Raw genomic sequence first — 15,312 nt, 5'->3', positions numbered from 1 at the left:
CAACAGTTAGCGGAACCTCGCCTAACGACGCAACGCCATTTCACGGTGGGTGATGCGATGACAGTTGGCGCACAACAGCTGCAACTGGTCCGACGTCGTCACATGGTTGGGCTTCATGTGGGAGACCGGGATCTTGTGGTGGACTTCGAAACACCCCTCAGCCAGCACCGTGCCGTAGGCGGCGACGAAGTCCTCATCGCAGCGCTCGCAGAACAGCCGGCCATGCTGCTTGCGAAAATCGTCCTTGAAGACGCCCGGCGCCTTGCCCGACCGCTCGTTGCGCATGTGGGCGACGAACTTCGGGTTGCCCTCCAGCCACCGGCGCTCTTCGTCGGTGAGCGGGATCTCGGCTGGGGATGTGCCTGCCCCCCCGACGCCTGCGCCGCCAGGGCTTCGCCGCGGCAGGTCTTCCTGCCGCACGACGTCGAAACCACGATCTCTCATGATGTCGAAAATTAGCGGGCCAGACGAGAAGTCGTTGGGGGTGGTGTAGGTGCGCAAGGCTTCGGCGAGAGCGATGCCGAACACCTTCTTGGGCGGCAAGGGATCGCCGCCGTCAGGCGGGATCAGCCAATAGCCCGTAGCGTCCCGGAACCGGGTGTAGCGCTCGATCTCCTGAACCTCGTCGATAGCCGCCTGGAGATGGCGCGCCTCCACCCGCCGAAGCTGCGGCCTGTCTAGACCCTCGGGGCGCCGCTCGGCCACGCCTTCGAGGATCGAGGCCAGGGCATAGTGCGGCATCCATGGGATATTCAGCTCCATGGTAGGCCACGCTTGTGGCGTCTTGCCTTGGCTGGCGCTGTACAAGGTGTCGGCGCGTTCGCCCGCCGATCCCTTCAAGCGCAGCGGCGGGACCAGCTCAAAATCGTCCAAGGTCTTCATGGACCGCCGCGGCGGGGGCGCCTGATGCAACGTCACGAACGGTCGGATCCGCTCCAACAGAAGCCGGTGCAACACGAGCTCGAGGGTCGCGCGAAAATCGCCGTCCGTCGCTTCCTGCAGCGTGCCCGCGCGGTGCAAGACGATGCGATAGCCCTCGATCTGAACCTTTGTCGTCAGCGCTGCGCCGTTGGCGCGAAAAAGCCCGACGTCGACAATGTCGTCCACGTCCGCGTCATTGCTCATCGACTTGGTCTCCACGCGCCTCAGGCCGGCGTCGCGGCGCGAAGCTCCGCGCCCGGGCCAGCTTCCGCGTCGGCGTCCTCGACCGGCCCCGCCAGACCCCGAATGACGGCGGCCCATTCATCGAAGTGCTCGGCGCCCCACTTGTTCTTGGCCAGATTGCAGGCCAAGTGGGTAATCTGGACATTTTCGTCGTCATAGGCGGGGTTTTCGCTGACGATGCGGTCGGCCGACGGCTGCAGCATCGCGTTTGTGGTCTGGGCCACGAGCGGGCCGCGGCACAGGGCGCAGGCACCGCCCTGTCCTTCCTGCCACTTTCGCACCAAGAGGGCGAACAACACCGAGAAGTCTGGCGCGGTTCTGATCGGGTTCATGCGCGTCGTCATCTCGCCGCCATTGGCGACTCGATTCAGGATCAGGGCGGCCATGCGCGTGGCTTCGGTGTTGATCGATTTGGGCGTCTGCCGGCCAAGCGCCTTGGCCAAGGCCATGTAGGCGGCGACGTCAGGGGAGAAGCGCAGCTCCAGCGGCACCACCGCCAAGCTCAGCACCGCCAGACGTTCGGCCCCAACGACCTCGGCGACCTGACCCCGGTTTTCCGCGCCAAGGGAGCGGTAGGCGTCGGGCACGAGCTCACGGGCGGACGGGAAGGGCGGTCCGACCAGGTTGGCCGCTTTGATGACCGCCACGGCGTGAGGCCAGCGATCGACGCCAAATCGCGCCATGGCCAAGGCATAGGCCTCCGGCGGCACGATCTTGCGCGTCTCGAGCATTTGGCTCGGCTGCACCACGACCGCCGAGATCAGGCGGCTGCGATGGTTGGGATCATCGGTGTCCTCACCGGATGTCCCGACATAGAGGAGCACGTCGTGCTCAGGGCGAAAATCAGCGCGCAGCCGTCGAAACACCGAGCTCTTGGTGAAGCTCAGACACGGCCAGCCGTCGCCGATCTGCGCCCACTCGCTCTTCAGGAACACGCGCCCATCCGGCGCCATCATGTCCGACAGGATCATTGGCCCCCCCGGGGACGGAGCCTGGCCCCCGCGCCCCGCTAACGTCAAGCTTGCACGCTCCCAAAACGCGTGCGCCGGACTTGCGGGCCGAACGGGTCCGGATAGAACGGAAATGGAGCAGCCATACGGAGTTCGAGAGTCTTGGCGGGGGAGGGGAGGGCGAACACGGCCGGTGGCGGCCGGGCGGCGATGGACGGATTCGAGTACCAGCTCGACGTATCGGTGTTCTTCGCCCTGCGTCTTCTGCTGATCACCAAGGCCGCCAGCCGGATCACGCTTGAGCCCGACAATGACGAGGACCTCGAAGCCGAGCTGGACCAGAGCCGGGTCGAACCCCATGCAGAGCTCGACGGGGCCGATCGGCTGATCGTCCAGGTCAAGCTCCGCGAGACCGACGCCTGGTCGGTGGCCGCCTTCAAGACCCTCCTCCAGAGCCGCCCGCGACGCTTGGCGGCCGAAGACCACCTCAAGGATCCCGGCGTGCGGTTCCTGCTGGTGACCACGGCCGCCGTCAACGAGGGTCTGAGCAATCTGAAGGTCGGTGACCTGGAAGAGCGGCCGCAAGCAACGCCGCTGCCAGCCACCCTCGCCGAAATCCTGCCGACGTCCGCCCTGGGTCGGATCGCGATCTACGCAGGCCTATCCGAACGCCAACTCCATTTGGAAGTCGGCGATACGCTCCAGAGGCTGCTGCACGTCCCCGCCGCGCAGCTGGAGGCATGCCGCACTCGCCTGCGCGAAGACGCCCGACGCCGCATGCGAGGGCGGGCCGCAGGCGCCTGGACCCGCGAGGAGCTCGTCGACACCATCAAGCAATTTGGTGGCATGCTGGCCAGCGCGCCCAACCTCGACGCCTTCGTGCCACCTTCGAACTTCCCGCAGATGCGTGCGGCCCTAGAAGCCCATGGCGCCGTGGTCATCACGGGGCCGTCGGGCAGCGGCAAGACCTGGGCGGCAATGAAGCTCTGCGAAGAGGCCGTCGCCGACGATCCGAGGCGCAGCCTGAAGATCCTCGATCCTGGCGCCGGGCCGTCCGTGACGCGCTCGATCACCGAGGACCTACCTTCGGTCTTTTATCTCGAGGACCCCTGGGGACAGTACAGCCTCCTGCCGGCGGGACAGGCCTGGTCCGCCCAGCTGCCTCGGATCCTGCCCGACGCGCGCCCTGGCCGCCAATTCGTGGTCACGACCCGGACCGACATGCTTGACCAGGCCAACGCTGTGAGCGCTCTGGCGCGCTGGACCATCGCGCTCGAGGCCGAGCACTATGTCGATGGGCCGCTGGAGACGATCTACGACAATCGCGTCACGGCGCTGCCCACAGCGCGCCAAATGCTGGCCTTCAGCAACAAGGGACACGCGCTCGAGCGCCTTGCAACGCCGCTGGAGTTGGATCTCTTCTTCAACACCTTGGCCGAGCCTCCCCTTGAGGGCGATACCCATGCCAAGCTGCTTGCGCGCGCTTTCGCCAAGGCCAACCGGGACACGGTGGAAGCCGACGTGCATGGCTACCTCGCCGATCTGGCGACGCCGCGAGAGGCGGCCATCCTCTGGGCGCTCCTCACCACCTGGGGACAAGTCAGCCGGGCTCAGCTGGTCGCGGTGCAACAGGCCCTGCGGCGCCACGCGGGATACGCCGCCGGCGCGTTGGTGAAGCTCGTCGACCGCCTTGTAGCGACGCGCCACTTGCGCCAACCCGGCCAGGTCGTGTCCTATCGTCACCCCAGCACCCGCGAGGCGCTGGAATCCTACCTCGTCCAGAACGGCCCGGACGCGGTCGCCGCGTTCGAAGACCTGCTGGGCGCGCTGACGGCCGCGCCCGGGGCCGACGGCTGGGCGATCGAGACGGCGGTGCGCTGCCTGCCCAGGTGCGCGACCATGATCCGATCATTCGAGGACGGTTTGACCTTTGCGCCCCCGGCCGTGGCCGTCGAGGTCGTCGACCGGTGGCTCGACGCTGGCTTGGCTGAGCCGGACGCCCGGTTCGCCGAGCTCTTGGAACTGGCCGCCGATGCGGGGTCTCCCGCTTGCGTCGCCGCCGAAACCGCCCGCTTCCTGCTGCGACGTGTCCAGCGCGGGGGCGAACACTTCAATGATCAATGGACCCCATGGGCGGTCAATGAGGTGTGGCTCGAGCGGATGGAGGGTCGCGCCGAGCTTAGGGCCATCATCGATCGCTTCGTACGGGAGCGGCTTCCGATCGAGGACGACGGCTTTCCTATCGCCTTCGTCGATGAGTGGCGGCACCTGGCTGGGGACCTGACCGAGGCGTTTCTCGTCGCCGCTAAAACGACCGTCGAGCACGACCTCTATCGAAACGCCGACGTGATCGCCAAGGGCGCCTCGGCCGATCTCGACCGGTTTGATCCGGTCGCCCAGGCCGCGCTCGCCCAATTGGCCCGCATCCGAGATAGCTGGGGCGACGATAGCGAGCTGGCCCGAAAGGTCCGCGATCATGAGGTCGATACAGCCTATGCCGAGCACTTCGGTGATCCTGGCTACCCCGAGGGCCAGGGCCTGCGCGAGATCATAGAGGGCTTCGTCACGGCTCTACGCGAACAGCGGGGTTGGAGCGCTATCGCCGCCCATCCCCAGGCCGAGGCCTTCGCGTCGGCCTGGTCGACCGCGGTGAGCAGAGACGCTGGTTCCGCCGATCCTGAAGAACTCGCGGCCCTGCTCGACCATTGCACCTGGGCAAGGCTCGAAGGCAGCGCCTGGACGACGCTGGTCAGGCACTGGCGTCCCGAACTGCGGTCACGGCTTCAGAGGCGTCTGGCCTACCCGGCCATCGATGCGTCCGTCGAGGTCGAGGTGGCTCTCTGCGCCCTCGTCAACGCCCCCGAGTTGATCGGCGAACGTCTGTCCCAGGCCGGCGACACGGCCGCCGTCACCCTGATCGCGGCGCTCCACGCCGCCGTCCGTCGTCAAGGCGTTCGCACCATCCCGGGCCGCCTCCGCCAGGCCCTGCGCCAGGCCCCGCCAGAAATCGTCGCCATCTTGCCTGCCCTTCCAAGGGGCAAACGGCAAGCGCGGCCGGTCCACCAAGGCGCCATCGCCTGTCTTGAAGCCGCCGTCGCGTTCGCACCGATCCAGACCGTCGGCGACCTCGTCGAAATCCTAATCGCTTCGGGCCGGCGCCCTTTGGCGGCCGTAGCGCGGTGGCTGCACGAGTCCGAGGATCCCGTCGACGTCGTGCGCGCCTTGGAGGCCGGCGCGGCGATGGGCAGTGAGTATCTTCTCCGGCAGGGCCTGCTCCATCCCGTGGCCGATGCGCGGTCGAACGCACTGCGACTTCTCACCGACAGCCTGCCCACGCCCCTGCCGCCAAACATCCTGGCGATGGCGAACGACAAGGGTTCGGGCGTGCGCCGAGCGCTGATCGAGACCATGGCGCCCAGGCCCCATCCCGAGCACCTTGGCATCCTGCTGCGCTTTCTGAACGACACTTGGTCTAACGCCGAACCTCAGTACGACGAGGCACCGCACTATCAGGTCGCGCACGACGCGCTGCGCGCGCTTGGCGCCTACGCTGATCTTCCGGCCGATCTTGGCGAGACACTTCTGGCGCTGGCCTCGGCTACGCCCGACCCTATTTTGCGCGACAAGGCCCTGACGTTCGCGGCGCAGCGTTGCGGCGCAATGGCGAGGCGGGCGATCTGGAAGCTGGCTTGGTCGAGACCGGGAGGCTGGGACAAGATCGCCGCGCTCGAGGCTTTGACCAGCGCCGACACTGTCGAGCCCGCGATCTTGAAACACCTGAAAGGCGATTTCGCTCACCGCCTTTCACCTCCCTATGCGGTCGCGGCTCTGCGCCTGCACACGGCTCATGCCAGCGATGAGGCCGTTCTGGCCATGGCCGATGCACTTGCCGCCGATAGGCGTCGGCGCGCGCTTGTGCTGGTGCTCGCAGATCGGGCCAAGGCGCGCGATACCGTGCTCGCGGCCTCGGTTATGAGCCGATTGCCGTCCGATCACCCCGCCCAGGCCCTCCTGGCTTCGGACCGCAAGCGCAAGCTCCCTGCCAGTGTGCTGGACGATCTGGGTGACGTGCGGATTCGGGCCTCCGTGCGTCGGCAGCTGGAACGGGATATCGAACGGCCCTGAACATCCAAGGCCGGGATGACCCATCTCTTTCCCTGGGAAAGTCCGCCCAGGGCGTGCGAAAGCTTCTCTAATTCAACTCTACCAATGTCCCGCGGCGATGTCGGTCGGCTCCGTCTAGGGGCGATCGATCTGGTCGTCGCTCTTGCCCAGCCTCGTCATAATCGCGGGCTTGAACCGCGCCGGGCCCTTGTTATTCATGCGACAGGTTCGGCTTCGACCGGAGCCCTTGCAAATGCTCCGGATTTAACCGACCGCAACCTGAACTGCAGGGTGCAATTCGCTGTCCCTTAAAAGTGCGTTCGGGGCGTCCGCTCGCATCCGGCGATAGAATTGCGGGGGGTGGAAGGCTCCCTCTTCCCGCAGAGCTTGGAGAGAGACGGGCTCCTTTAGCGCCTGGACGTCTCGGATTATGAGCGCCGCGCCGCAATCCAGCCCAGCGAAATAGGCATCGAAAGCTTGGCGGGAGATTGCGGTGTGACGACCATATCGCCTCCAGAGCTCGGCCAACGGTGCCTCAACCACCTTGTCGATAGTCAGCATCGCGACAACCTGCCCAACGGGGAGGGTAGAATAGAGCCAAGCTCGGGTCCCGCTCTGGAGGCGTGGCGCGCGTCGCCGTAGTTCGACGCCCTTCAAGCCGCCGAGGATCGCCCGCGCGTACTGGGGGGCGACCGAGAGCATGATCGGATTTTCATCGTGCATCGGGACGCCCAGCGTCGAGAATTTTCATTGCGGTTTCAAACTTAAGCATGTGACTCTTAATGAGGTTGGTCGGATCGGCGAGGCCGAGAGCCTTCATGCGCGAGAACGGCACGGGTTGTTCGAAGCGCATAATATTATCAAACCATACGGCAAGAACGGTCGTGCCTTTCACCAAGTGTTGCAGATCGCTGCCGCGGACCACGGCGGCGCGGAGGAGGGAGTCGGGAGCGTGGGTCTTCGGTACCGCTTCCGCCGACGCTACCCTGGCAACGGCGATGGCTGCGCCACGGCCGCCGTCCTTGCCCGACTCGTAGAGGATTATAGGGCGCCCTTTCACTAGGATGTGCTGGTTGCGCACGGACGCGAAGTAGACCCGGCGCGAGCGGAACGCAGCCTCTGGCTTCGGCAAGAAGGTGAGCTGGGGCCCGCCGACTAAATTCTCAGCCCACGCGCGGCGAATAGGCACGACCGCGACTGGGCGATCTTTAAGCAGGAAGAGGCCCGGCGCTGCCATCGACTCTAGGCTGGCCAAGGACATTGTGGCGACGCGCCCATCCAACGTGACGGTGATCTCCTGTTCGTCGTCTCGGAAATCGGGACAGTCGGTCGGGAGCGTCAGGCTGGTGCCTTTCTGAATCCGGTCGCGCTGTGCGGTCCAGTTGACCGGTGTAACCGCCGTCCCGACGGCGATTTTGCGCAATGGGGCGTCGGCGCCGGATCGCGCCGCGAGGAAGCCGTTCTCGATCGCCGTTATCCGTGCCACAGACTGCCCATCGACGTGCGCCATCTCGACGCGGGAGGGGCGAGACAGGCTCGCCGCGCGGACGGCGTACTCAACGAGGAAGTCCAGGGCGGTGGGCGTGGCTGGATGGCGGGGATTGGCGACGAGGAGAAGGCCGACCGCATCCGCCGGTCCTGATGCTACCCGGCAGGCGGCGAAGGCAATCAGCGTCTGCGCTTCGCGCGCCGCCAAGTAGCGGAACCGCTTATCGGCCGCGTCCAAGCGGCTGAAAGTCCCAATCACGCTGTCGGCGGCACCGTGGATCTTTAGGAACGTCACGGCCTCGGCTGAAAGCGACCTCTCTTCCGTGAACGCCAAATCGTGTTCGGAGTGCCCAGAAACTGGCAGCTCGCCCAAGACCGGCGTGAGGAATACTGCAAAATCCTCGGTCGACCAAACGCTGAGCCCATGCTGCTCCCGAAGGGCTGCGTGGGCTCGCAAGATACTGTTCTCCCCAGTCACAAAGCCTGCCGCCCCGGCTAGAATAGCTTCCGCTAAGTGCCTGAGGTCGGAATGGTCATTCGTCGATAGAGTCCCATCGCGCGATTGGTCAGGGAAAACGGTGGCCGCCAAACGGGCCGCCAAGCTTTCGATCTCCTGCCGCGAGGGGCCAGAAACTGTCGGCAGCTGCTTCGCGAAGCTCAGTACGGGATCGTCCTTGCCTATGGTGGTCCGCTGCAGCTCTTTCACAAACTCGTTCGTAACGGCCAAGCGGACGCCGCTGTTCAGGGCCGAGGCCAGGATCTTCTCCGCGGCGGGAGTGAAGCGACGCTGCCGGGTCGCGTCGAAGAACACGTTCAAATCGATCAGGTAGAGCTGTTGGCCGCCTTGTGTCGCACCACTGTCGTCGACCGCCACCACGGAAGTGGGGCGGTAGTTGAACAATGTTGGAGTGGACAGTTCACGTGACCGAATGTGGATTTGGCGATTGCGGGCCTGACCGCCCGCCTTGGTGCGGACGACGACAAAACCGTGATGTTCATAAACCTGGTTCGCCGCTAGGTCGGCGGCCACCTTCGCGAAGATGGTCAAGAAGCCGCTAGCTTCCGCCGATTGGATCGCCGCCCGCAGAAGACGCGTCGATAGCTTCTGTCCCCTGAAAGCCTGCGCCACAAACAACTGGACTACACGGGCATGGGGGAATAGGCCGCTGACCCAGATGTGACCTGCGTAGGTCGGGCCGTGGAGGCCATCCTGCAGCGCGACGGTCAGTTCACCTTTTCGCGCAGCTTGATCGTAAGCTGAGGCGGGGAGAAAGCCCAGCGCCTCCTTATCTGTGTCCGCTGCCGCTCGGATATCCGCAACGAAGCCTTGGATGACAGCAGGCTTCGTCTCGATGCGGAAGGCCATGAGATTCCACCGGTGGTCGCCGCCCCCGACGACAGCAACTTCAGCTTATTCTGCTTCGGGCCATTCCGTCACGATGGCTAGTGCTCTCCGGAGGGAGAGATGCTTGCTTTAAACGTGCTTAGTCCAGAAGGTCGTCTTCGTCGTCAAAGTCGATTTCGAGCTGATACTCTTGTTGTTCCAGGGAGATTTCGAACCCATCGCGGCCACCGCTGAAGCGGACCGCCTTGTCGGTTCCCGGAATTTTGAAGACCCGATCGCCGGCAATGTTGAGGCGTCCAAGCAAGGCGAACGGTATACGTACCCGTTCCTTGGCGTATTCCTCACGCACCAGATCGTCGAAACTGACGTTGCGAATATCGACAACGGGTTCGCCGGGCTTGGGCAGACTGGTCTCCAGCAGGAAGATACCCTTGTCGAAACCGCCGACGCGCTCGCGCTTGGAATCCGCGATCTCGACGACTCGCTGCTCTTCAACGCCGGCCTGGTGCATCATGCCGCGCAAAACTTCGTAGACGTCGGCTAGCTCCTCGGCGGTCGCGTCGGCCCCTTCGGCAGCGATCAGTTCTTGAGCCTCTTCGATCAACTTGCCAGTCAACAGCTGAAGGATCTCGCGACTGCCAAGGTTAGCGTAGACGACGCGTTCGTGTTTGGCGCTGACACGCTCTGGAATCCGATCGCGAACTAGCTTGTGGTACTTGATGCGGCTTCGGGTCCGGAAAGACTTCCGTTGCACACGCAGATAGATGCGGACACGGCCTTTTAGCTGGAAGAATGGGTGCGACAGCGGTGATCCGGAGAAGATCACTGATGCATCGACGGCCTGCGCCACCTCAATGATCTGCTCCAAAAAGTGTGGTTCGCGGATCAGGTGCTCGCTAGGCTGAATGTCCATCGCCACCCGCAGCGCAGGAGCATGCTGCGCAAAGGCCTGGCGCACCTCATCCAGGTCACGAGGTTCGCGAACGTCGATTATGACGTGGTCTTTCTCCAGCGCGGTGTCGAGGTCAGGTTCGGAATATTCAAAGGTTCGATACCAGGGCAGAGAAAACGTCGCACCAGTTTCAGATTCTACGCCGGCGAACCACATCACTGCGACCCGCCGTCCTAACTTCATTCCGATTGCATTTGTCCGGCGCGCGATGTCCAGCACCTCGTGAGACTTCAGGCACTGGTGTCGGGCGATTGAGTTTCGAATCTCTTCGAATGCCCATTGCCCGTCGGGCTGCGGCCACAGGAAGTGGGACTTGTAGCTAGGGTAAGCGTTTACTTCCTCAGTGATTGTATGCACGTCCCAGGCGTCATAGGGGTAGTACTGCAAGGAGTCGGGCAGACCCCAGTTGGCGTGGACTTGGATATATGGCGACTCCGGATCATAGAGCGCCCATGCGCCGGACCGCGCACCTATGAACTTGTGCAAAATGAAGGCGCGCTCGCTCGCCTCCTCTGGACATTCAGCCACGTCAGCCAAGGCCTGCCTTATCCACGCAATTGCAGCCGGTGCCGCCATACAGCTGCTGTTGCAAGGCAGATTGGTAGTGGAATTGGACCCTGTCCGTCGGCTTACTCGAATGATGCCGCCATCGCCAAATTGGGCGGAGTATTCCTCGGCCAGGGCGACCGTTTTGGCTGGATCGGCGAGTGCTTGGGCCGCGTCGTGATAGGTCAATACATGGAGGGCTTGTGGGAGCGGCGCGAAATCCGTTGATAGATCGTCGATGATCTTGAGTTTGTCCCAAGCATCGATGTCGCTCCGGCCAGGAGCCCTGAAGTAGGTTGTCGTGCCCGCTGAGGGCGACAAGCGTGAGGTGATTTGCTGATCCATCGGATTGACGCCAACGGCGTTATCTTGGTCCAGGTCGCACTGCAGAAGGAAAACCTTTTCCTCCGCTGTGGCCCATTCGAGCAGCATCCTATCCCTACCCAGCGCCACGCCCAGGTGATCGATCAGCCACCGGACTGCCGATCCGAATGTTCGGTCGATGTGTAGGGCTGGGTGCACTCGAAGTGGTGCTCGGGTATCGGCCGGGGCGTCACGCTGAGAATTGAAGCGCTCCGGAGCAGTCCTTCTTCCAGCGATTTCCGAAAACCGCGACCACTGCTCTCGGGTTTTTGAAAGGCTGTTGAGGTTCCCGAGGGTACCTTTCTCGCAAGTTGGCAGGAACCTCTGGATGATAATCGCGACTTTGACGTCCGGGCGCTTTTGGAGCGCGTCTTCGCGAATCCGGAAAACCGTGGAGATGATATCAAGGTCGCTGCACGGATGCTCCAGCGGCACCGAAAGATACGTGCCTCGCTCCCAGATGGTCTCACCAACGATGCTTGATCGCAGGATCAAGGGTTGTCCGACCAGGGCTGATGGAAGTTCTAAGAGGGGAGCATGACCCTGCGCCAACTGCTCGACCCACTCCACGGTGAGGATCTGGTACTCGGGCGTCCAGGCTGGCGGCAAACCGGCAAGAAATGCGCCCTTAGTACCGAGCCGTTCGGCGTAAGGCTCAATACGTGTCGACAAGATCGCATGGTCGCTGGGGTAGAACACAAGGTCGGACGCGCCCAGCTCGGCCATGCTATTTCTTGTCCACCTGCCCGAAGATCGCATTGGCGACATTTGAGAGCAGGCCGCTAACGCCGTCGGCGAAATATCCGGCCAGGAACGCCAGGACCAGATCCCTGGTCAGCGACGTCACGTTTGCGTCAGCAGCCTTCTGCCCGCCCATCAGTCCGGCCTGGACCAAACCCAGCACGACAAGTGCGTAAATGCCCCCGGTGAGCGGTACAAAGATCCGCCACAAAAAACGGTCCTGATGCCAGAGACCCTTGGCTACCGAATGCACCAGCCATTTAATGGCGAACGTTACCGCCCCGACAGACCCGACAAAAAACACCAACAGGTCGTGCCGCCTAAGATAGAACACTGCGTTTTGTGCGGATGAACCGGCTGGATAGGCAGGATCGGCTACCAAGGCGAAGACCAGGAGGGTCAGAGTTCCGAAAACCGCGAGATAGGTGCCCAGAATCTTCGCCTCGCGCCAAATCTGCGTAGCGACCTCCGCGTACTTGGTTTCCCACTGCCACGGATCACGTCCATCCGGTCGAACGACCGGCGGTGCGACGGTATTTGGATCCTCGCCGCTCAAGCGGCCAACGCGCGCCGGTGTTGTGAGGCGGTGACTGTTTGCCAAACATTCTCGTCGAACCGGTGAATTCGGTAGTCCCATTGATCCGCAACGCCTGCCGCCTGAGCGACCAATTTGCGGAACCGCTGCGACACCTCTGCTTTAACGGGCTGCTCAAGCAGGCGCGATCCATTGCGCCAAGCGAGGTAATAGGCGCTGTTGGCGTCAATCTCGCGATGGAGAGCATCCAGAGGCGTGGCCTCGGGCTCAGCCTCCAAGTCGGTTTCGATACGCTGCCAGAGCGCATCGGCAAACCCGCGCTGCAGCAGGAGCACGTGCAGGTGGGCATGATCGACGCCGCAGCCCACCGCCGATTCCACAACTGCAGGACCATGCTCCAGTACGACGGTCTCGAGATCCAATCCGGCAACTTCGTGCGAAAGGTTCCGGATCATCAGTTCGGACTCAAGGCGCGCGGCGGACGTCTGTTGGGCGAAGTTCAGCGTGTGACTGCGCGGGACGACTAGAAGCCAATTGGGAACGATCATACCTACGGTCGGGACGACGACGTTGTGGACCCCTTGAACGAGAGGCCGGTTTTCAAGCGCCGATCCTGACTGTGAAGATAGCGCCTCAGCGAATCGAGTCGTGCTGATCATGTCCAATCTCCCCTAACGGCGCAGAGGAAGCATATCCGAATTCTGTGGTCCATTGGTTCAAAAATGGGCCCGTCCCCCAACTGTTGCAAGCGCTGGGCGGGCTGGCCTGATCAAGAGGCAGGGGCGGGCGGATCGTCGTCGACCGACGTAGACGGTTGTGGCTCGCCCGGCGACAGATCCTCGCGCAGTTGCAGATCGCTGGTCGGGAAAGCGGCGTTCTCGCCCACGACGTGACACCCGTAAAGGAAATCGTCGCCCATCCAGCGCTTATCCTTGGCGATGCCGTCGAGGGCGAAGCGGAAGGTCAGCTGCGCCGACAGGTCGCCCCAGTCTTCCGGCGTTAGGTGCAGGGCTGACAGCCAGTCATATACGTAGCGGCACTCGTCGAAGGCGATGACGTCCATGAACATCGGCGTCTGCTTGCCTTCGGCGACGTATCGGAAGCGCCGCGTTTCGCGCACATTCGGATGGGTCGGGTAGGCCAGCTGCGCGAACGCCGGGTAGAAGCCCAGCTCCTCGGTCGGCACGTCGCAAAGGAAGGGCATTTTCTCCCTATACGGAAAGTCGGCGATCCGTCGCATGGCTTCCGACCACAGCTGCGGGTCGTGACGCCAAGCATAGTAAATGGCCATCAGATCTTCGAGCGGATGGCAGCCGCCGGCTGGCTTGCCGATCAGCGCGTTGCGCCACGGGTTGAACAGAGCCTTGGCATCGGCCGGCGGCGCGCGGAAATTGACGTCCACCGGGTAGTAGCCGCAGGCCGCCAGGGTCCAGAGCAGCGAGTTGAAGTCGGGATGGACGATGGCGTCGCCATCGGAGTCTAGATGGTTGGCTCCGGCGGGCTGGCCGACGGCGTCGGCGCTGATCTGGACCGGGTCAGTGGCAACCTCGTCCAAGGCGAGCTTTTCGACGTCCTCGGCGCTGAGCTGGACCGCTTCCGCCACCTCGGCCTCGGCCTCGTCGTCGCCGCCCCTGAACGCCTCTTCGTTGAAGATAACCAAACGCCGGCCGCGGGCGATCGCGGCGGTGAGGTCCTTGTCGAACGCGATCTTCCAGAGATCGCCGCTCAGCAGCCTGGTCATTGGCGCGACTATCGTGGCCAGGTCCATAAGGCTGCGCGTGATGAAGAGGCCGTAGTAGCGTTCGAAGTTGGCCTTCACCTCGTCGAGGAAATCGGCGGGCGGCTCGCCATCACCCCATTCGTCGGTCACCTCGGCCGAGGGGTTGAAGAGGAAGCCGTCGGCCTCGGGACCTTCGACGCTTCCACCGCCTTCCGACTCGAGGAAGCTCTTGGGGTAGAGGTAGGCACCGACCAAGAAGCCGAAGCGGGCCAGTTCCTCGGTTTTGTTGATGTCGGGCCGTGCAAAGTTGCTGACCAGCACGCCCAACGGCGCAAGAGCGCTGTGGCGGAACAGGGTGGCCAGGACCCGCGCGGTGTCGGAGTTCCTACTGGGGAATGGACCACAGGCGTCGAAATAGATGATGTCGAACCGCCGGGGCGTGGCGATGAAGTAGTCCTCGATGCTGGCCGGGATGAACTTGACGCCGCGCGCCTTCAGATCCCGAAGCGTGTCCAGGCCCTGGGCGGCGATCTTCTTGTCGACCTCGAAGGCCCAGATATTCTCGGGGCGCACGCCCAGCTCGAGTAGCACCTCCAAGTCGTTGTGGGGTTCGGGCCCGGCCAGATAAGCGACGGAGATCTCCTGAGGTGTCCGCGTTCCAATGGCGGCGGCCCGAAAGCTGCGCCAGGAGGCGATATCGTCGGGATCGCAATTGTCTCCCGCCCACGCGTCGCCACGCATATCGCTGTCCAGCAGGGCCTGACGCACGCGTTCGACATGGTTGGCCGGCACGACCGCAGCGGCCTCGCGCCGGGATGTCATCAATTCGATCGCGTGGGCCAGAGAGCGTCGACGCGCCACCGCCTTGGTGGGTTGATCGTAGGCGGGCGGCTGCGTCTGGGACATCGGCGTCTCTCAAAGCGAATGGTGGCGCTCGATATAAACCTCAACCATGGGTGTTGGAAGCGCGCTGGCGCACGTGGAGTGCCTGGCTGTCCGCTCCCTGCCCGCTGAGCGCCAAGAGTGCCTTGCGCCAGGCGGCGCGGAGCGGTCTCGAGTTCAGGCCTGCGGGCCCAGATCAGGGGACGAAGTTAGGTCAGCAGGGCCAGTGGCGCAGCCCAGCCGCAGCTTGATGATGCGTGCGTCAATGCATCTCACTGATGCAGGGAAGTGCGACCGGAGAACGGGCCTAACGATCACCGGATGAGGTCGCCATTACCCTTCCCCCTGAACGTCGCATTACTGGAGGCAAGCCAACTTCCGCTTCTGGCGCCTTCCGTCCCTCGGCGAGCGGCGTTTTCGCGGCGGGCGGATCGAGCCGCGCCTTCGGGCTCAGTAAACCCATCTGGAAAAGACGGACAGATGCGACAAGAGCCCGCGCCAGGATAGGCGCGGGCTCCTTCG

Annotated in this window: 8 protein-coding genes; 1 reads left to right on the top strand and 7 read right to left on the bottom strand. The window is 63.6% G+C overall.

Annotation, left to right across the window (positions count from 1 at the left end):
* Window positions 1-21: 21 nt before the first annotated feature.
* Both G3M57_RS26320 and G3M57_RS26315 read right to left on the bottom strand, forming a co-directional pair.
* Window positions 22-1,125 carry an HNH endonuclease gene (locus tag G3M57_RS26320; protein WP_163233880.1) on the bottom strand — a complete coding sequence of 368 codons (1,104 nt, stop codon included), beginning with the start codon at window positions 1,123-1,125 and terminating at the stop codon, window positions 22-24.
* A 20-nt stretch (window positions 1,126-1,145) separates the two neighbouring features.
* Window positions 1,146-2,135, bottom strand: coding sequence for a hypothetical protein (locus G3M57_RS26315; RefSeq protein ID WP_188916232.1), 990 nt, complete (start codon window positions 2,133-2,135; stop codon window positions 1,146-1,148).
* Between the two features lie 189 nt (window positions 2,136-2,324).
* Here G3M57_RS26315 and G3M57_RS26310 point away from each other — a divergent pair, with 189 nt between their 5' ends.
* Entirely contained in the window at window positions 2,325-6,239 is a 3,915-nt protein-coding gene (locus G3M57_RS26310) for an nSTAND3 domain-containing NTPase (protein WP_163233879.1), read from the top strand.
* A 691-nt stretch (window positions 6,240-6,930) separates the two neighbouring features.
* On the opposite strand, the gene G3M57_RS26305 is transcribed toward G3M57_RS26310, so the two are convergent.
* The 5 genes from G3M57_RS26305 to G3M57_RS26285 form a co-directional block, all read right to left on the bottom strand.
* Window positions 6,931-9,072 carry a GNAT family N-acetyltransferase gene (locus G3M57_RS26305; RefSeq protein ID WP_163233878.1) on the bottom strand — a complete coding sequence of 714 codons (2,142 nt, stop codon included), beginning with the start codon at window positions 9,070-9,072 and terminating at the stop codon, window positions 6,931-6,933.
* 118 nt (window positions 9,073-9,190) lie between these two features.
* Window positions 9,191-11,638, bottom strand: coding sequence for a nucleoside triphosphate pyrophosphohydrolase (locus tag G3M57_RS26300; protein WP_163233877.1), 2,448 nt, complete (start codon window positions 11,636-11,638; stop codon window positions 9,191-9,193).
* Window position 11,639: 1 nt separating this feature from the next.
* Complete coding sequence (locus G3M57_RS26295; protein WP_163233876.1) at window positions 11,640-12,209, bottom strand: hypothetical protein; 570 nt, start codon at window positions 12,207-12,209, stop codon at window positions 11,640-11,642.
* The gene (locus G3M57_RS26290; RefSeq protein ID WP_163233875.1) at window positions 12,206-12,847 is read right to left on the bottom strand and encodes a hypothetical protein; all 642 of its coding nucleotides are present in this window, start codon (window positions 12,845-12,847) and stop codon (window positions 12,206-12,208) included. The genes G3M57_RS26295 and G3M57_RS26290 overlap by 4 nt, the downstream gene beginning before the upstream one ends.
* 110 nt (window positions 12,848-12,957) lie before the next feature.
* Window positions 12,958-14,814 carry a class I SAM-dependent methyltransferase gene (locus G3M57_RS26285; protein ID WP_163233874.1) on the bottom strand — a complete coding sequence of 619 codons (1,857 nt, stop codon included), beginning with the start codon at window positions 14,812-14,814 and terminating at the stop codon, window positions 12,958-12,960.
* Window positions 14,815-15,312 lie beyond the last annotated feature (498 nt).

This window comes from Caulobacter rhizosphaerae (assembly GCF_010977555.1).
GTDB lineage: Bacteria > Pseudomonadota > Alphaproteobacteria > Caulobacterales > Caulobacteraceae > Caulobacter > Caulobacter rhizosphaerae.
Note: the sequence above shows the minus strand (reverse complement) of the source record. Positions and strands in the feature narration are given on the sequence as shown.